Below are 18,608 nucleotides of genomic sequence, written 5' to 3' on the forward strand. Positions count from 1 at the left end.
TGTGGAACTATACGCGCTTGGGAGATATTCCAATGATATCGCATCTCATCGGTCTGGTCCTTGCCGCAAGCCCCGTGGCGCCCCCAATGCCCGACAGCGAACCCATCACCGTCACCGCACCTCGCATCGACCCGGCCACTGTCGCCCCCGCCGCCCGCGCCTATGTCAAGGGCGTCCTGCCGACCCCCGTCAGCGGCCAGTACGCGCGCTGGCTAGGCCCGGTCTGCATCAAGGTCATCGGGCTCGAGGCCCCCCTCGCCGACCGCATCAGCAGCCGCATCACCGTCATCGCCCGGGAATCCCGTGTCCCTGTCGCCGCCGCCGGCTGCCAGCCCAATCTCGTCGTCTGGTTCTCCGGAGACGCCCGCCGCGACGTCGCCGCCATCCTCGGCAAAAAGCCGCTCAGCGGCAAGGATATCAGCGCCGAGAACCGCCGGCGCCTGCTCGATGCGCCGCTGCCGGTGCGCTGGTGGCACACCGTCCAGGCCGGCAGCAGCGACGGCACCGGGATGTCCACGACCCCCAGCGCCAAGTCGACGGCGCAATTCATCGGCTCCGACAACGCCGGCACCGGCGTCGGCGGCCCCACCGCCAGCTCGACCGCCACCTATTCGTCCAGTCTCATCGACACCCATCTCAGCGTCGGCATCGTCTATGCCGCCGCTGCCGTCGACGTTCCGCTTACCCAGGGCCAGACCCTTGAATCGGTCGCTAACTATGTCGCCATGGTGACGCTGGCCCCGATCCCGCTCGATGTCGCGGCGCCAGCCGTGCCCAGCATCCTCGGCCTTTTCGCCGCCGCTCCCACCGCCGCCGAAACGCAGCTCAGCCCTTGGGACAAGGCCTATCTCGCTGCACTTTATCGCATGTCCCCCAACCGCCGCGCCAGCAGCCAGAAGGGCCAGCTGGTCGCGGCAATACCAAAAACGCTGAAACCCTGATAACAACACACAAGGCACAAAGCCTGTCATCCCGGGCTCGACCCGGGACCCAGTTTCGCTTGCGCGGGCTAACCAGCCGCAGCCAGCGCGTTCTCAGCCAGCCGCGCTAAGCGCGCTCCGGCCCCGCTTCACCACCAGCTTGTTGAGCGCATTCACATACGCCCGCGCGCTCGCCACCAGCGTATCCGTATGCGCGCCCGTGCCCCGCGTCGTCCGGCCGTCCTCGGCCAGCACCACCGAGACCTCGGCCTGCGCATCGGTCCCCGCCGTCACCGCATGGACCTGGTACAGCTGCAATGTCGCGCCCTCGTGCGGCACCAGCTTGCGGATCGCGTTGAACAGCGCATCGACCGGGCCATTGCCGCGCACCGCCGCCGTCGATTCCTCGCCATCGATGCTCAGCGTCAGGATCGCCCGCTGCGGGCCATTCGAACCGCAATAAACCTCGACTTCGGTGACCTGGATCCGGTCGTGCCCGCGCAGCACCTCGTCATCGACCAGCGCGACGATATCCTCGTCGAACACCTGCTTCTTGGCGTCGGCCAGATCCTTGAATCGCTTGAAGGCATCGCCGAACTCATTGTCGCTCAGGTCATAGCCCATCTCGAGCAGCTTGGCCCGAAACGCCGCTCGCCCCGAATGCTTGCCGAGCACCAGGTTCGTCGCCCCCATGCCGACGCTTTCCGGCGTCATGATCTCGTAAGTCGATGAATCCTTGAGCATCCCGTCCTGGTGGATGCCGCTCTCATGCGCAAAGGCATTGGCGCCGACGATCGCCTTGTTGGCCTGCACCGCCATGCCGGTGATCCCCGAAACCAGCCGCGACGCGCGTGTGATCTCGGTCGTCACGATGCCCGTCCGCACCGGCAGCACGTCGTGGCGCACCCGGATCGCCATGGCGATTTCCTCGACCGCGGCATTGCCGGCGCGCTCGCCGATGCCGTTGATCGTCGCCTCGCACTGGCGCGCCCCGGCCATGATCGCCGCCAGCGTATTCGCCACCGCCAGCCCCAGATCATTATGGCAATGCGTCGAGAAAATCACCTTGTCGGCATCGGGCACCCGCCCCATCACATCGCGGAACATCGCGCCATAGGTCTCGGGCGTGCCGTATCCGACGGTATCGGGCAGGTTGATCGTCGTCGCCCCGGCCCGGATCGCGGTCTCGACCGCCCGGCACAGATAATCCGGATCCGACCGCGTCGCGTCCTCCGCCGACCATTCGACATCCTCGCACAGGTTGCGCGCATGGCCGACCGACGCCGCAATCGCCTCGAGCACCTCCTCCGGCGTCTTGTTGAGCTTGGCGCGCATATGCAGCGGCGACGTCGCGATAAAGGTATGGATCCGCGGCCGCCGCGCAAATCGCACCGCAGCCCAGGCCCGGTCGATATCCCCCAGCGCCGCCCGCGCCAGCGAAGCAACGATCGCCGTCTCGCACTGCTTGGCAACGGCGGTCACCGCCTCGAAATCACCCTCGCTGGCGATCGCAAAACCCGCCTCGATGATATCGACCCCCAGCGCCTCGAGCTGCGCCGCAACCTTCAGCTTCTCCTCGAGGTTCATCGAGCACCCCGGCGATTGCTCGCCATCGCGCAGCGTCGTGTCGAAAATTCGGATATGGTCGGTCATGATGAAAAGCCTGTCTGAATCGGGTTCCGGGTCTCTGTTCGGAAAGGTCCCTCAGGCGCGGCAACTCAAACCCACTCAGGGGCGAGCGAAAACAACGCGCCTAAGGGCGCGTAAGTCGAAGCAGTGCAGGCAACCAGCGGTTCATGCAGTCACCTAACCCCAAACCCCGACAAAGTCCACACCCTCTTGTCCTCCCCCTGGAGGGGGAGGCGAGAGGCGCGTCTTCGCGCCCCGGGTGGGGGTGTCTCCCCTCCCCCAACAAAGCCCCATCTAACTCCCTCCCCCCTGCGGGGAGGGCGACTCGGCCCCAGCCGAGCGGGTTGGGGGTTCACGCCCTACCCCATTAAATCCCACCCCCGCGTCCGCAAGGCAGTATCCCGCATCCCCCGCCCCTCCAGCCGCGGCCCCAAAAACCGATAAAAAAACCAGTCCTTCGCCCAAAACGGCGTCGCATGATAAAGGACCCGCTCGAACAACGTCCACCGAACCCCACCGCGATCCGCCCGGCGATCGGACGGCAGCACCCATAAATCCGGCGACCGCCCGAACCGCCCGAATTTCGAAACCCGGTTCACCAGCTCATGGTCCTTGAGCACATAAGGCCATGACTCCGGCGAATACCCCCCCGCCGCCCGCAACGCCCGCGTCCGATAACAATGCGCATACCCCCCCGCATAGGTCTGCCCCCGAAACACCCCCAGCAACACCGCATCGCGCCCCGCCCGCACCCAGCGCTCCCGCCAGGACCCCGGCGCCCCCGCGCTATCATGCGCAAACACCGCCACCACATCCGCCGTCGCGGCAAACACCGCACCCGCCTTCACCAAATAGTCCGGCGGGTAAATCGTATCGGCATCCCCGATCGCGACAAATTCGGTCTCGACCGCCGCGATCCCCGCCGCCAGTCCGAAAACCTGCCCCGGCGTCACCTCGCGCAACACCCGCACTTCCAGATCGACCTGCCCCGCCGCCCAAACCCGCGCCGCCGCCGCCCCGTCATCGGTCGACCCATTGTCAACCAGCACCAGCGTCAACGGCCGCATCACCTGCGCCGCAATCGACGCCAAAGTCGCCGGCAAGAACCGCTCCTCGTTGAAGAACGCGATCACCATCGTCCAACCAGGCTTCAGCGCCATCTCCACCATCTCGCGGCCCAACCCCCCACTCTATTCGTCACCCCGGCGAAGGCCGGGGCCCATCTCCCACTCTCCGAAACGCAAGCCCTCGTCCAGCAATCCCCCAATCCCCACCCCCCAGCAATCCCCCCGTTGCCCCCCGCCCGCAATTCCCCCATCCTCCCCCGATGCCCGTCTCACCCGCCGTCGACACCATCGCCGCCAGCATCCAGCTCGCCGTCGCGCCCGTGTTCCTGCTCACCGGGATCGGCTCGATCCTCAACGTCCTCGCCTCGCGCCTCGGCCGCGTCACCGACCGCGCCCGCAAGCTCGAATCCGAAATCGGCGGCTACCCCTCCGAACGCCGGCGTGTCGCGCTCCAGGATCTCGCCGCGCTCAACAAGCGCATGGGCGCTGCACATTGGGCCATCGCCCTGTGCACCTTTTCGGCGCTGCTCGTCTGCCTTGTCGTCGCCATCCTGTTCGTCGGCGAACTCGTGCCTATCCGCGGCGCCGCCATCGTGCCCTGGCTGTTCATCGCCGCCATGGGCCTGCTCACCGCCGGCCTGACCCTGTTCCTCTACGAAATCCAGATCGCCATGCGCTCGGTCCGCTTCCGCGCCCAGGTGCTGACTGAAGGCATCGGCGACTAGACCACTTACTACCCCTCTCCCGCTCGCGGGAGAGGCGAGACGCGCGCCAGCGCGCCGGGTGAGGGTGCACCCGATCCACCCAAACAAGCCCCAAACCTTGACATTTATAACCAAATCGGTTATCCGCCCCAAATGACAAAACCCCGCCCCCGCTCGATCCGTGTCATCCGCCCGGACGGCTGGACCGTCCCCCGCCAGCGGCTGTTCCTCAAGATGCTCGCCGTCACCGGCTCGGTCGACAAATCCTGCGCCGAAGCCAATATGTCGGTGTCCTCGGCATATCGCCTGCGCCTGCATCCCGATGGCCAGGCCTTTCGCGACGGCTGGGCCCAGGCGCTCGCCGCCAGCACCCTCTTGCTGCGCGAACTCGCTTTCGATCGCGCCCTCAACGGCACCCGCGAAGCCATCCGCGAAAATGGCGAGATCGTCGGCCACCGCACAGTCTTCAACGAACGCCTGTTGATCTTCCTGCTCAAGCGCTACGACCACCAGTCATGGGGCGTGCCCCACGAAAACCTCGTCAACAGCTTGGGCAGACTCCAACCAAGCGACGTCCCCGAAGCAGAATTCGTCGAACACGAACTCCCGAAAGACGAGCCCGAACGCGAATCAGGATTCGCGTCCCAGTGAACTTCTCGGGGTCAAGCAACTGTTCTAACAACACTTCTCAAAAAACCACCGACGCCATTTTTTCTCCCTCCCCCTTGCGGGGAGGGCGACTCGCACCCTTGTGCGAGCGGGGTGGGGGTCCCCATCCAACAAAAAAAGCACCAAAACACCAAAACAAGACTGTCATCCCGGGCTTGACCCGGGACCCAGTTTCTTCTGTGTCATCAACAAGTTAAGTAAGTGCGTGGGCGGCGCCCACGCCGTCGGAAGGGTTCGGTTGGCATTGCCAACCGCCCCACCGGCCGGCGCGCCCTGAGTCGCGACCAGCGCTACGCGCTGCTCGTCGCTCAGTTCTTCGCTTTATCCACCAGCGCATTCTTCCCGATCCAGGGCATCATGGCCCGCAACTTCACCCCGACCTCCTCGATCGGATGCGCCTTCGCCGCAATCCGCGCCGCCTTCAACTCCGGCTGCCCGGCACGGTTATCGAGGATGAAGTTCTTCACGAACCGCCCACCCTGGATATCCGCCAGTACCCGCTTCATCTCGGCCTTGGTCTCCGAGGTGATGATCCGCGGCCCGGTCGTGATGTCGCCATATTCAGCGGTGTTCGAGATCGAATAACGCATGTTGGCAATGCCGCCCTCATACATCAGATCGACGATCAGCTTGACCTCGTGAAGGCACTCGAAATACGCCATTTCCGGCGCATAACCCGCTTCGGTCAACGTCTCGAACCCGGCCTGGATCAGATGCGTCAGCCCGCCGCAAAGCACCGCCTGCTCGCCGAACAGGTCGGTCTCGCACTCCTCGCGGAACGTCGTCTCGATGACACCCGAGCGCCCGCCACCGATCGCCGAGGCATAGGACAGCGCCACGTCATGCGCATTGCCGCTCGAATCCTGGTGGATGGCGATCAGGCACGGCACGCCGCCGCCGCGCACATACTCAGACCGTACCGTATGGCCAGGACCCTTGGGCGCGATCATGAACACGTCGATATCGGCGCGCGGCTCGATCAGCTGGAAATGCACGTTGAGCCCATGGGCAAACGCCAGCGCCGCCCCCGGCTTCATGTTCGCCGCCAAGTCCTCGGCATAGATGCCGGCCTGGTGCTCGTCGGGCGCCAGCACCATGATCACATCGGCCCAGGCCGCGGCCTCGGCATTGCTCATCACCTTGAAGCCCGCCGCCTCGACCTTCGCCGCCGTCGCCGACCCCTTGCGCAGCGCCACGCCAACCTCGGAAACGCCGCTGTCACGCAGGTTCTGCGCATGGGCATGCCCCTGCGAACCATAACCGATAATCGCGACCTTCTTGCCCTTGATCAGCCCCACATCGGCATCGGCATCATAATAAACGCGCATCAAATCAGTTCCTTATACCTATCCGTCACCCCGGCGAAAGCCGGGGCCCATCTCCCGAAATTCGTCGCAGCAGCGCTAAACCGCCTCGGCCCCGCGAGCGATCGCCACGACGCCGGTCCGCGCCACCTCGACCAGCCCGACTTCGCGCATCAGCGCAATGAACTGGTCGACCTTCGACGTCGGCCCCGACACCTCGAACACGAACGACCCGGTCGTCGTATCGACCGGCCGCGCCCGGAAGATGTCGGCGATCCGCAGCGCCTCGTCGCGCTGCGCGCCCTTGCCCGCCACCTTGACCAGCGCCATCTCGCGCTCGACGTGCGGGCCAAGCGCCGTCAAATCGAGCACCCGGTGCACCGGCACGATCCGGTCGAGCTGCGCGATGATCTGCTCGATCACCGGCGGCGGCCCGTTGGTCACAACGGTAATCCGGCTGACGGCATGGTCCCCCGACACGTCGGCCACCGTCAGCGAGTCGATATTATACCCGCGCGCCGAGAACAGCCCGACAATGCGCGCCAACACCCCGGCCTCGTTGTCCACCAGGATGGAAAGCGTATGCCGCTCCGAAGGAAGGTGTTTCAAACCAGTGCCTTTGCGTCTTCATCGGCCTCGCCGCGCGTCTCATCCGCATGCAGGATCATATCGACATGCGACGCGCCCGACGGGATCATCGGGAAGCAGTTGGCCAGCTTCGACACCCGGCAATCGACGATCACCGGCCCATCATGCGCCAGCATCGCGGCAATGCCCTCGTCGAGCCCCGAAGCGCTGTCGATGACGATGCCCTTCCAGCCATAGGCCTCGCCCAGCTTGACGAAATCAGGCAGCGACTCCGAATAGCTGTGCGAATAACGGCTACCGTGGTTGAGCTCCTGCCACTGGCGGACCATCCCCATATACTGGTTGTTGATGATGAAGATCTTGACCGGGAGGTTGTACTGGCTCGCCGTGCCAAGCTCCTGAATGTTCATCTGGATGCTAGCCTCGCCGGCGATATCGATGCACAGCGCCCCCGGGTTCGCCACCTGCGCCCCGATCGCCGCCGGCAAGCCATAACCCATCGTGCCGAGCCCGCCGCTGGTCAGCCACTTGTTCGGTGCATCGAAGCCGAAATGCTGCGCCGCCCACATCTGGTGCTGGCCGACCTCGGTCGAGATGATCGGCTTCTGCGCCTTGGTCATCTCGTACAGCCGCTTGATGGCGTGCTGCGGCAACAGCGTCTCGCCCTTCTGCTCGAACCCGAACGAATCGCGCGCCCGCCAGCCGGCGATATCCGACCACCATTGCTCGAGATCGCCGGCCTTCTTGCCGCGCGCCTTCCACACTTTCAGCATGTCTTCCATCACGCCGCCGACATCGCCAAGGATGCCGAGATCGACCCGGACCGTCTTGTTGAGCGACGACCGGTCGATATCGACGTGGATCTTCTTTGAATTGGGCGAAAACGCATCGAGCCGCCCGGTCACCCGATCGTCGAAACGCGCCCCCAGGCAGACCATCAGGTCGCACCGGTTCATCGCCATATTGGCTTCGTACGAGCCGTGCATGCCCAGCATGCCGAGAAACTGCGGGTGCTCGTTCGGCATCGTGCCAAGCCCCATCAGCGTCGATGTCACCGGCGCACCCGTCACCCGCGCCAACTCGCGCAGCAACTGCGTCGCGACCGGCCCCGAATTGATGATGCCGCCGCCGGTATAGAAGATCGGCCGCTCAGCTGCCGCGATCATCTCGACCGCTGCCTCGATGCTGGAAAGGTTGCCCTTGACCTGCGGTTTGTAGGTCTTGTGCCCGATGACGCCCGGCTTTTCGTACCGCGCCTTCAGGATCTGCACGTCTTTGGGAATATCGATTACCACCGGACCGGGCCGCCCCGACCGCGCAATATAGAAGGCCTCGTGGATCACCCCGCCCAGCCGCGCCGTGTCCTGCACCAGGTAGTTATGCTTCGAACAATGCCGCGTGATGCCGACTGTATCGCATTCCTGAAAGGCATCGGTGCCAATCAAATGCGTCGGCACCTGGCCGGTCAGTACGACCAGCGGAATCGAATCCATCAACGCATCGGTGATCCCGGTGACGGCGTTGGTCGCCCCCGGTCCCGACGTCACCAGCACGACGCCGACCTTGCCCGACGACCGTGCATAGCCCTCCGCAGCATGGACCGCAGCCTGTTCGTGCCGCACGAGGATATGACGGATCCGCCCCTGCGCAAACAGCGCATCGTAAATTGGCAAGACAGCGCCGCCGGGATAACCGAAGATCACTTCGACCCCAAGATCGGTCAGCGCCTGCACCACGATCTCTGCGCCTGTCAGTTCCGCGCTCATCTTCGCGCCCTTCATATCACTGTGTCGCGGGGGGACTTAACGTTCGTAAATTGTCCAGTCAACCCATTTTCGCGCAATATTAATACACTGATTGGCCAGTTGCGGTAATTCGTTGCAAACCGACCTAATCGTCATAAAACTACAAACCATCGCCAACAACGAAAAACGGCGGCCATTGCTGGCCGCCGTCATTCGTTTCGAAAAGCTCTCGCCGATCAGGCGACGATAGCAGTCCGGCGACGACGGGTAGCCAGGCCGACAAGACCGAAGCCCATGACAAGCATGGCCCAGGTCTGTGGCTCAGGCACCGCGGTAATGACGCGGATAAAGTCGGACGAACTGGGCGTGGTCGAGAAATTGTAGGTCAGCGTCTTGCCCGAGAAGGTCACGGCGTCGAGAAACGAAGGCTCGAGACCGTTGAGACTTGTGTAGGTAACGCCATCGGCACCGAACAGGGCGTTGGTGGCCGAAAGCTGGGCAGTGCGCCACACGACGCCCAGAATGCGGCTGCTGAAGGTGACCGTGCCGTTGGCGATGTTGTTGTTAACGCCAACTGCTGGGTCGACGAACACCAAGTGGCTTTCAACCGTCGTGCCGGCCGAAATCGTGACGGGCACGGTGCCTGGCGGAATCGGATTGGCTGCGATGATCAAGTTCGAAGCCAGCGTGACGCGCTGTTCGTTGAGGCCATAGACGTTGAAGGTGTTGACGGCGTTGGTTCCGACTACCGGGGTGATGGCGGCGTCGGTGAGCACGAATGCACCACCGCGAGTGAACAGATTGCCACCCGACAGCGTACCGAGGACGATTGCCGACGAAGCCGGAGCGGCGATTCCCGCAGCGGCAACTGCTGCGGCGACAAACATGCCAATCATCTTCATTGCAAAATCCCTTGCCGACTACGACACCCACTACGGGCGTCCATTTCGCATTGAGCCTTGCAAGAGCCGTGCCAATCGCTGGGCTGGTGAAATATCAATGGCTTACATTGTCGCCATTTGCCCGAGTGTAAAGCCATCCGACACTTTCTATACATGGGCTAAGGCTACGGCGCGGGCCGCCGACACCGCTGTATCCAGATAAAGGCTGTCGGCACAAATCTTGCCGAAGCTGTCAATGATGAAAATACAGTGATTTAGGCTCATTTGCATTGCGAAAATATGCACGCCGCCAGTAGGGCTGCAGCATCAGGATCACTAGGCGAAACCCGCGGCCAGTCGCCGGCCTGTGAGCGCGCCCAGGTCGATTGTCGTTTCTGGTATTGCCGCGTTCCGGTCGCAACCTTTTCGACCGCCTCTGCCACGGTTGCTTCGCCGCGCAGGATCGACCCGAACGCGGCGACGCCAAGCGCCCGCATCACCGGTCGGTCGTCCGGCAGCCCGCGCGCCAGCAAAGCCGCAACCTCGTCCAGTGCTCCGCCTTCCACCATCGCCCAAAGCCGCGCCGTCGCTCGCTCGTTGAGCATCGGTCGCGGCATCTCTGCCACCCACGGCCTGATCTTGTAGGCCGTGCCGATACCGCCGCTGCGCACCGCCTGCCATGCCAGCAACGACCGCCCTGAACTGCGCACCACCTCCAGACCGCGTAGAATCCGCTGCCGATCCGCAGCCTTCAAACGCGCCGCCAGTGCCGGGTCTTCCCGCAACAGCGCCGCCGCCGCGTCCACCGTTTCCAGTCCCCGCACAGCTGCCCGCACATCGGCGTCGATCTCGGGTACGGGCGCGATGCCGTCGATCAAGGTCGTCAGGTACAATCCCGTGCCGCCAACCAGGATCGGCACCCGTCCAACCGCTAGCACATCGTCGATCGCCGCGTGTGCCATCGCCGCCCAACTGGCGGCATGGCCGATTTCGTCACCGGCAAGGGCACCATATAGAAGGTGCGGCACCCGCGCTTCGTCCGCCACCGAAGGCCGCGCGGTGATCACTCGCAAGTCGGCGTACATCTGGCTGGCATCGGCGTTGATGATGGTGCCGCCGATTCGCTCGGCGACCGCCATCGCCAATGCCGACTTGCCGCTCGCCGTGGCGCCTGTAATGACCGCCACCATGGACCTCTCGCCCGTCACGCTCATCATTACCCTTGTTGCCGAGGGCCGCTTGTCGGCCGCCGATGGCACGCGTGCAAGCGATGCACTGCGAACGCTCGGCGCCGAACCAGAAGCCGCGTCCTGGATCGATCCCGGCGACGCGCTCGATATCACCGCTACCGGCACCGCTGTAGCCCCGGCCCGCGCCGCCCTCGAAACCGCGCTTCCCGGCATCGACATCATTGTCCAGCCGGCGAATGCACCGCGCCGCAAAGCGTTGCTTGTCGCCGACATGGATTCGACGATGATCACCGTCGAATGCATCGACGAGCTCGCCGACTATGCCGGGCTCAAGGCCGAAGTCGCCGCCGTCACCGAGGCCGCGATGCGCGGCGAACTCGATTTCGAAAAGGCCCTCGATGCCCGCGTCGCGCTGCTCGCCGGCATGGACGCCGCCGTTATCGAGCAATGCCGCCGCGAGCGCGTCCGCCTGATGCCCGGCGCCCGTGCCCTCGTCCGCACCATGGCGGCGAACGGCGCCCACACGTTGCTCGTCTCGGGCGGCTTCACCGCGTTCACCGCGCCCGTCGCCGCCGAGATCGGTTTCGCCGCCCAGCACGCCAACACCCTGCTGATCGAAGCGGGCAAGCTCACCGGCAAGGTCGCCCGGCCGATCGTTGACGCCGCCGTCAAGCGCGCCCAGCTTCTCGCCGCCGCCGCCGAGCGCAACCTGCCGCACGCTGCCACGCTGGCAGTCGGCGACGGCGCCAACGACATTCCCATGCTCGAAACCGCCGGGCTCGGCATCGCCTACCACGCCAAGCCCAAGGCCAGCGCCGCCGCCGACGCCGCCGTCCGCCACGGCGACCTTACCGTGTTGCTGCGGGCGCAGGGTTATCGCCGAAGTGACTGGCAAGCCTGAAGGGTTCAGGCAGCGGCAAGTGGGTCAATCGTTAACATTTTCCACATTTTCCGCTCTCGGCAGTTTTTGCTGCGGCTGCAACGTCGCTGCGAAAAAGGTCGAATGACCGAGGTTCGTGGATAGCTGAAACGGGGCGTGTAGGACAGCCGCAACGCTCCAGGGCAGAGAAGGAACCGGGTCCCGGGTCAAGCCCGGGATGACAGGCTTATGCCGCCAGCAGCGCCTTCAGCCGTTCGTTGACCACCGCCGGATTGGCCTTGCCCGCCATTGCCTTCATCGTCTGGCCGACGAAGAACCCGAACAACGCCTCCTTGCCGCCGCGAAACTGTGCCACCTTGTCGGCATTGGCGTCGAGGATCGCCGCGATCGCCGCATCGATTGCGCCGGTGTCGCTGACCTGCCGCAAGCCGCGCGCCTCGACGATCGCTGCCGCGCCCTCGCCGGTTTCGAGCATCGCCTCGAACACCTGCTTGGCCATCGGCCCCGACAACGTGCCGTCGCCCGCCAGCGTCAATAGCTCGGCGCCGGCCTCGGGACTGATCGGCGACGCCTCGATGTCGAGCCCGAGCCGTTTCAACGCCCCGAACAGATCGCTCGAGATCCAGTTCGCCGCCGCCCGCGCCACATCGGCTTCCGGCTTGCCCTGCGCCTTCGCACATGCCGCCAGCAACGTCTCGAAATACACCGCGGTCTCGCGCTCGGCCATCAGGACATCGGCGAGATACGGCGTCAGCCCGAGCGCGCCTTCGTACCGCGCGCGCTTGTGGACCGGCAGTTCAGGCAGGCTGGCGCGGCATTCCTCGACAAACGCCGCATCGAATTCGACCGGCAACAGGTCGGGATCAGGGAAATAGCGATAATCATGCGCGTCTTCCTTCGACCGCATCGACCGCGTCGTGCCCGTCCCCGGATCAAACAGCCGCGTCTCCTGCACGACTTCGCCGCCGCCCTCGATCAATTCAACCTGGCGCCTGGCCTCGACCTCGACCGCCTGCATGATATAGCGCACCGAATTGACGTTCTTGGTCTCGGTCCGTGTCCCGAAGCCGTCGCCCGGGCGCCGCACCGAGACATTGACGTCGGCGCGCATCGAACCCTCGTCCATGTTGCCGTCGCAGCTGCCGACATAGCGCAGCAACTGGCGCAGCGCCGCGACATAGGCGCCGGCTTCGGCGGGCGAACGAATATCGGGCTTCGAGACGATCTCCATCAAAGCGCAGCCCGACCGGTTGAGGTCGACGTACGACATCGTCGGATGGAGGTCATGGACCGACTTTCCCGCATCCTGCTCGAGATGAATGCGCTCGATGCCGACGACGCTCTTGTCGCCCGCCTCGGTCTCGATCGCCAAGGATCCCTCACCCACGATCGGATGGTAAAGCTGGCTGATCTGGTAGCCCTGCGGCAGATCGGCGTAGAAGTAGTTCTTCCGGTCGAAGCGCGACCAGTTGTTAATTTGCGCACCCAACGCCAACCCCGTCCGCACCGCCTGCCGCACGCACTCGCCATTAAGCACCGGCAGCATCCCCGGCATCGCCGCATCGACGAGGCTGACCTGCGAATTGGGCTCGGCGCCGAATTCGGTTGCGGCGCCCGAAAACAGTTTCGACAGCGCCGTCACCTGGGCATGAACCTCGAGCCCGACGACAATCTCCCACTCGCCGGTGGCGCCGGTGACGCGGTAACTGCTGCGGCTGCCATTGTCAGTGTAAGTCATGCTGGCTTCTTTAAGTCGCCCACGCGGCTTGGCAAGCCATGCCCGGCGGCGGCCACGCGCTGCGACCAGCGCCGTCCCGGCTCCTCGACCATCTTGAGGGTAACATGCGACACCGCAACGACGATCGCCAGCATTAGCACCGTGAACAAGACTCCCTCCAGCGGAGTCCCGCCGACCAGGGTCAGCGCGCCGCGCGGAATCGTCAGAACCATACCCGTCAGTTTCTCCGTCACGCGCACGGCGTCATCCATCCGCGACTGAATGAACACATGAACCATATAGATCGAATAGGACAGCAGCCCTAACCGGCGCAGCGGTGCCGTCATTAGCAACCGCGAAACCGCCCCTCGCTCTTGCGCAAAGACCAGCACCACCGCTCCGAACACCAAGGGCGACAAAAGGTTGGCTCTGCTATTCGACAGCCATGTGACATAGCCGACCACCAGCGCGACCGCGAGCAACTCGGCGGAGGTTCCGCCAAGCAGCCGCGTGCTCGGAGCCACCTTCAAGCCCGACCACAGCCACCACACAAGTGCGCCGATCGCAAAACCATAGATGCAGCGGAACAGGCTCCAGCGATAGGTGACGTTCATGCCATAGTCGGTCACCGACGCCAGGACGACGACGCATAGGACGGCCACCACCACCAACCATTTTTCAAGCGCCGCGCCAGCCCAGCGGGCAAGTAACGCAAAGCCGACATAAGTCCAGAATTCGACGGCGACGCTCCACGACGGATGATTCCAGGTTAGCCCGTCATGCAACCCGAACGCCTGAATCAACGCTAGGCTGGTGAAGATCGCTAAAAACGAATGGTCGGGGTCGAAAGGCTGTCGCTGCATCAATCCCTGCGACGAAAGCGCCAGCCCGAACAGTTCGAAAACGACGAATATGACCAGCATGAACAGATGCAGTGGATAGACCCGGCCGAAGCGCAGAATAGCAAAACCGTACAGGAACTGCCCCTTGGTCAGCCGCTCGCGGTAGCTTGCGGCGATGACAAAGCCAGCCAGAACAAAGAAGAAATCGACGAACAGCCAGCTGCCGCGAATAAATTCGAGTGATGCGATCGGACCATTGGCGCGAAAATGGAACAGACAGACCAGCAGCGCACACACGCCGCGCAGGCCGTCAAGCGCTTCATAGCGGCGCGGAGCCGACGCTGTCGGTGGACCACCAGCCGTCATTCAGGCTTGGCCCGTGATCGACGGTACGCAGCCGTGCCAAAGGCTGTTCGCACCACGCAAGATATTTCCCCCATGCCGCGAGCCATCGATTGTTGCAGCGCAAAATACAATCTCAAATTTTTTTGTCCGGCTTGGCCTTACCGGCGTTCACTAGTCTGTGAAATTTGTTAACCGCCAGATCCTGTGCTATTTACTGCGTGGACGAACCGGGGGGCTCGTGATGGCGAGCAGTTCGCGGCCGTATTTCTTCTACATGGACACCATTCGCGCGTTTCTGATGCTGCTTGGCGTCCCCTATCACGCCGCCAGGCTTTATGGTGACGGTCGCCGCAACGCCGTCCAGTCGCCGGATACCAGCCACCTCCTCGATGTCTTCGCCGACATCTCGCAGTCCTTCCGAATGGAAGCCTTTTTCGTCGTCGCCGGCTTTTTCGCCTGCATGGTGCTGAGCCGGTCCGACCTTACGCATTTTTTTCGCGGCCGCCTGACCCGCATCGGCATGCCGCTGTTATTCTGCACGATCCTCTTCGCCCCCATCGGCGCCGCCCTCATCGCCTCGGGGCGCAACAACGGCGCCCCGGTCCCGCCCGGCACGATCATGGCGCTGCTCCCGCTCCCGGGCACCTGGTGGGTGATGCACCTGTGGTTCCTCCACACCTTGCTCCTGCTCACCTTCATACTGATCGGCCTTGCGTTGCTCGCCCGCCAATGGCCACTGGCCCGCCGCGCCGGACAGCGGGTATTGCAATGGCTGTCGGCGTTGATCCGCCAGCCATACCTCGTTGCCGGCCTCGTCATCATCACCGCATGGATCGCAGTCTGGATCATCCCCACCGTCCTCAAGCGCGCCTTCGGCATGGGCCTCAACCCGCTCGACCCGTTCTTCGATCTCCGCCCGGTCATCCGTTTCCTGCCGATGTTCCTGTTCGGCGCCGCGATGTGGCTGTTGCCGTCCTTGCGCGAATGGATGTCGCGCCCGCGGCGGCTGGCGCTACCGGCAGCGCTGGTCGGCTCGCTGATCTTCGTCATCGGCAGCAACGACGCCCGCCTCGAAGGCATCCTCACCCCCATCGGGGCCTGTTTCGCCGGCTTTTTCTGGGCGCAATTCCTCATCGCCGGCGCCGCCACCCATTTCGACCGCCACAGCCCGGTCGTCCGCTATTTGTCGAACGCCTCGTTCACCGTCTATCTCGTGCACTTCCCCATCGTTCTCGGCCTTGGCCTGTTCTTCCTGCCGATTGCCTGGCCGCCGCTGATCGAATTCAGCCTCATCGTCGCCATCACCCTGGCGATCAGCCTCGCCATCCACGAGGTCATCCGCCGCTCGCGCATCCTGTCGCTGCTGTTCAACGGCAAGCCGCTCGGCAGTGCTGCCTGATCAGCCTTAATTGTGTCAGGTTCCAAGCCGCCGCATTCATCCGTAAACGTCGTCCTGCAAACGCAAGGGGACGGACATGGCACTGCCGGCGGATCGCACACCCGTCATCATCGGCGTCGGGGAATTTGTCGATCGTCCGACCGACCCCGCCGCGGCGCTCGAGCCGCTGGCGCTGATGGAGGCCGCCATCCGCGCCGCCGACGCCGACGCCGGCGGCAGTTTCCTCGATCGCATCGACTCGCTCGATGTCATCAACCTCGTCTCGTGGCGCTATGACCGCGTCGCCAGCCGCCTCGCCGAACGCCTCGGCATCGTCCCCGCTCGCGCCTCCTATGGCGTTGCCGGCGGCGAAACCCCCACCACCCGCATCCACGAAGCCGCGCTGCGCATCATGAACGGCAACAGCCTTGTCGCCGTGGTGACCGGCGGCGAGGCCACCAACGCCGTCGCCAAGGCCAAGGCCGCCGGCATTGCTCTCGAATGGACGCCGCCTGCCGCTTCGCCCGAAAATCCCATCATCGCCAGCGACCATGTCACGCCGCTCGCCATCCGCCACGGCATCGCGCAGCCCGTTCATATCTATCCGCTGTACGAAAATGCTGCTGCCGCCGCCTGGGGCCAGACCCCCGCCGAAGCCCTCGCCGAATCGGGTCAGATCTGGTCGGGCTACGCCGGCGTCGCCGCCACCAACCCCAACAGCTGGTCGAAGACCGCCTTCACCGCCGACCAGATCACCACGCCGACGCCCGACAACCGCATCATCACCTGGCCCTATACCAAGCGCATGGTCGCCAACCCCGCGGTCAACCAGGCCGCCGCCGTGCTGCTCACCAACCTCGAACTGGCGCGCGCCGCCGGCATCCCCGAGGATCGTATCGTGTATATCCACGGCGGCGCCAGCGCCGCCGAGCCGATGGACTATCTCGCCCGCGACCAGTTCACTCATTCGGTCGCGCAGGACGCCGTCCTCGCCGCCGCGCTCCGACTCGCCCCCGAAGGCGGCTTCGACCGGCGCGAGCTTTACTCGTGCTTCCCGATCGTCCCCAAGATGGCGCGGCGCCAGCTCGGCCTTGATGCCGATGCGCCGTTCACCGTCACCGGCGGGCTCAGCTTCTTCGGCGCACCGCTCAACACCTATATGACGCACGCCGTCTGCGCGATGGTCCGCTCGCTGCGCAAAACCCCGTCGAAAGGCGCGCTCATCTATGGCCAAGGGGGCTATGTTACCAAGCACCACGCCCTCGTCGTCGGCAGTTTTCCGCCCGAACCCAGCAGCCTGGTGACGCCGCACGATGTCCAGGACGAGGCCGAGGCGATGCGCGGCCCGATCCCCGAACTCGACCTCATGTACGAAGGCGAGGCCCGCGTCGAAACCTTCGCCATCGTCGCCAATCGCGACGGCACCCCGGCCTATGGCAGCGTCATCGGCCGCACCCCGGACGGCACCCGCGTCTTTGCCAGGGTCGCCGCCAACGACGAAGACACGCTGGCCTTGTTGCTCGACACCACACGCTCACCGATCGGCACCGGCGGCGTCGTCAGCGTCACCGACGACGGCCTGCAACGCTGGGAAGCCTGACCCCCCAGTTCAGTGCATCAGACCCGCATCGGCATCAGCACGTACAGCGCCGCCGAATCGTCGCTTTCGCGGATCAACGTCGGCGCCGCCGCGTCGGCCAGGTGTACATCGACCTGGTCGCTGCCGACCTGCCCGAGGATATCGAGCAGATAACGATAGTTGAACCCCACCTCGAACTCGGGCGAGCTATATTCCGCCGGCACTTCCTCGGCCGCCGTACCGTTTTCCGGGCTGGTCACCGAAAGCGTCACCTTGTCCCGGCCCAGCGCCAGCTTCACGGCGCGGGTCTTTTCGGTCGTCGCGATCGCCGCAACCCGGTCGACGCCCTCGGACAGGCTGCGCGTATCGATCTTGAGGATGCGATCGTTGCCGGTCGGGATGACCCGACTGTAATCGGGGAACGTCCCGTCGATCAGCTTCGACGTCAGCGTCGCCTCGGCGCTGAAGCGGAAACGGATCTTCGACGTCGACAGCGAGATGTCGATCAGCGAATCATCGCCGTATTCATCGAGCAGCTTGCGGACTTCAGCGACGCATTTGCGCGGAATGATGACTCCCGGCATGTCGGCGGCCCCCTCGGGCAAATCGAGTTCGATCCTCGCCAGCCGGTGGCCGTCGGTCGCCACGGCGCGCAGCTTGGGCACCGCACCCTCGATGGCGTGGAGATAGATGCCATTGAGATAATAGCGCGTTTCCTCGGTCGAGATCGCGAACCGCGTGCTGTCAATCAATTCGCGCAGCTGCGACGCCTTCAGGGCAAAGCTGGTCGGCAGCTCGGTCTCGGCAATCACCGGGAAATCGTCGCGCTTGAGGGTCGCCAGGCTGAACCGCGAGCGGTTGGCAACGACCGTCATCTTGTCGTTCGCCACTGCCAGCTCGACCTGCGAGCCTTCGGACAGCTTGCGAACGATATCGAACAACGTGTGCGCGCTCACCGTCGTCGCGCCGTTGATGTCGATCGCCGCCGGGATCGTCTCGACCACCTGCAGATCGAGATCGGTCGCCATCAGCCGCAGCCCCTCGGCGCGCGCTTCGATCAGCACATTCGACAGGATCGGGATCGTATTGCGCCGCTCCACCACCGACTGGATGTGCGCCAGGCATTTCAACAGTGTCGCGCGTTCGACAGTCGCCTTCATTTACAGTCCT

Annotated in this window: 16 protein-coding genes; 6 read left to right on the forward strand and 10 right to left on the reverse strand. The window is 64.4% G+C overall.

Annotation, left to right across the window (positions count from 1 at the left end; translation table 11 throughout):
• Positions 1-86 precede the first annotated feature (86 nt).
• Positions 87-941 (forward strand): hypothetical protein, encoded by an 855-nt coding sequence (locus tag IEW98_RS11990; protein ID WP_188763195.1) that lies wholly within the window; start codon positions 87-89, stop codon positions 939-941.
• Between the two features lie 93 nt (positions 942-1,034).
• Here IEW98_RS11990 and IEW98_RS11995 read toward each other — a convergent pair whose 3' ends face one another.
• Both IEW98_RS11995 and IEW98_RS12000 read right to left on the reverse strand, forming a co-directional pair.
• On the reverse strand, positions 1,035-2,573 hold the full coding sequence (locus IEW98_RS11995) for a 2-isopropylmalate synthase (RefSeq protein ID WP_188763196.1): 1,539 nt from the start codon (positions 2,571-2,573) through the stop codon (positions 1,035-1,037).
• 335 nt (positions 2,574-2,908) lie between these two features.
• Positions 2,909-3,709: a glycosyltransferase gene (locus IEW98_RS12000; RefSeq protein WP_188763197.1), complete on the reverse strand. Its 801-nt coding sequence runs from the start codon at positions 3,707-3,709 to the stop codon at positions 2,909-2,911.
• Between the two features lie 167 nt (positions 3,710-3,876).
• Between IEW98_RS12000 and IEW98_RS12005 the strand changes: the two genes are divergently transcribed.
• Both IEW98_RS12005 and IEW98_RS12010 read left to right on the forward strand, forming a co-directional pair.
• The gene (locus tag IEW98_RS12005; RefSeq protein WP_188763198.1) at positions 3,877-4,341 is read left to right on the forward strand and encodes a DUF2721 domain-containing protein; all 465 of its coding nucleotides are present in this window, start codon (positions 3,877-3,879) and stop codon (positions 4,339-4,341) included.
• A 132-nt stretch (positions 4,342-4,473) separates the two neighbouring features.
• Complete coding sequence (locus IEW98_RS12010; protein WP_188763199.1) at positions 4,474-4,971, forward strand: hypothetical protein; 498 nt, start codon at positions 4,474-4,476, stop codon at positions 4,969-4,971.
• A gap of 326 nt (positions 4,972-5,297) precedes the next feature.
• Here IEW98_RS12010 and ilvC read toward each other — a convergent pair whose 3' ends face one another.
• From ilvC to miaA, 5 genes are all read right to left on the reverse strand, one after another.
• Entirely contained in the window at positions 5,298-6,317 is a 1,020-nt protein-coding gene (ilvC, locus tag IEW98_RS12015; RefSeq protein ID WP_188763200.1) for a ketol-acid reductoisomerase, read from the reverse strand.
• Between the two features lie 75 nt (positions 6,318-6,392).
• Entirely contained in the window at positions 6,393-6,902 is a 510-nt protein-coding gene (ilvN, locus tag IEW98_RS12020; protein WP_188763201.1) for an acetolactate synthase small subunit, read from the reverse strand.
• Positions 6,899-8,647, reverse strand: a complete 1,749-nt coding sequence (locus tag IEW98_RS12025; RefSeq protein WP_188763202.1) for an acetolactate synthase 3 large subunit — start codon at positions 8,645-8,647, stop codon at positions 6,899-6,901. Before IEW98_RS12025 ends, ilvN begins: the two co-directional genes overlap by 4 nt.
• 215 nt (positions 8,648-8,862) lie before the next feature.
• The gene (locus tag IEW98_RS12030; RefSeq protein ID WP_243450731.1) at positions 8,863-9,528 is read right to left on the reverse strand and encodes a PEPxxWA-CTERM sorting domain-containing protein; all 666 of its coding nucleotides are present in this window, start codon (positions 9,526-9,528) and stop codon (positions 8,863-8,865) included.
• A gap of 260 nt (positions 9,529-9,788) precedes the next feature.
• A complete protein-coding gene (miaA, locus tag IEW98_RS12035) occupies positions 9,789-10,697 on the reverse strand; it encodes a tRNA (adenosine(37)-N6)-dimethylallyltransferase MiaA (RefSeq protein ID WP_243450732.1) in 909 nt (302 codons plus the stop codon).
• Here miaA and serB point away from each other — a divergent pair.
• The gene (gene serB, locus IEW98_RS12040) at positions 10,684-11,598 is read left to right on the forward strand and encodes a phosphoserine phosphatase SerB (RefSeq protein ID WP_243450733.1); all 915 of its coding nucleotides are present in this window, start codon (positions 10,684-10,686) and stop codon (positions 11,596-11,598) included. The two genes, miaA and serB, sit on opposite strands and share 14 nt — an antisense overlap.
• Positions 11,599-11,803: 205 nt before the next feature.
• On the opposite strand, the gene gatB is transcribed toward serB, so the two are convergent.
• Positions 11,804-13,315: an Asp-tRNA(Asn)/Glu-tRNA(Gln) amidotransferase subunit GatB gene (gatB, locus tag IEW98_RS12045; protein WP_188763204.1), complete on the reverse strand. Its 1,512-nt coding sequence runs from the start codon at positions 13,313-13,315 to the stop codon at positions 11,804-11,806.
• Positions 13,312-14,502 (reverse strand): acyltransferase family protein, encoded by a 1,191-nt coding sequence (locus tag IEW98_RS12050; protein ID WP_188763205.1) that lies wholly within the window; start codon positions 14,500-14,502, stop codon positions 13,312-13,314. The genes gatB and IEW98_RS12050 overlap by 4 nt, the downstream gene beginning before the upstream one ends.
• Before the next feature lie 220 nt (positions 14,503-14,722).
• Between IEW98_RS12050 and IEW98_RS12055 the strand changes: the two genes are divergently transcribed.
• On the forward strand, positions 14,723-15,880 hold the full coding sequence (locus tag IEW98_RS12055; RefSeq protein ID WP_188763206.1) for an acyltransferase family protein: 1,158 nt from the start codon (positions 14,723-14,725) through the stop codon (positions 15,878-15,880).
• Between the two features lie 76 nt (positions 15,881-15,956).
• On the forward strand, positions 15,957-17,459 hold the full coding sequence (locus tag IEW98_RS12060) for an acetyl-CoA acetyltransferase (RefSeq protein ID WP_188763207.1): 1,503 nt from the start codon (positions 15,957-15,959) through the stop codon (positions 17,457-17,459).
• 17 nt (positions 17,460-17,476) lie between these two features.
• Here the strand turns inward: IEW98_RS12060 and dnaN are convergent, their stop codons facing one another.
• Positions 17,477-18,598 carry a DNA polymerase III subunit beta gene (dnaN, locus tag IEW98_RS12065; protein ID WP_188763208.1) on the reverse strand — a complete coding sequence of 374 codons (1,122 nt, stop codon included), beginning with the start codon at positions 18,596-18,598 and terminating at the stop codon, positions 17,477-17,479.
• Between the last annotated feature and the right edge of the window lie 10 nt (positions 18,599-18,608).

It is taken from the genome of Sandarakinorhabdus glacialis, assembly GCF_014643455.1.
Classification (GTDB): Bacteria; Pseudomonadota; Alphaproteobacteria; order Sphingomonadales; family Sphingomonadaceae; genus Sandarakinorhabdus; species Sandarakinorhabdus glacialis.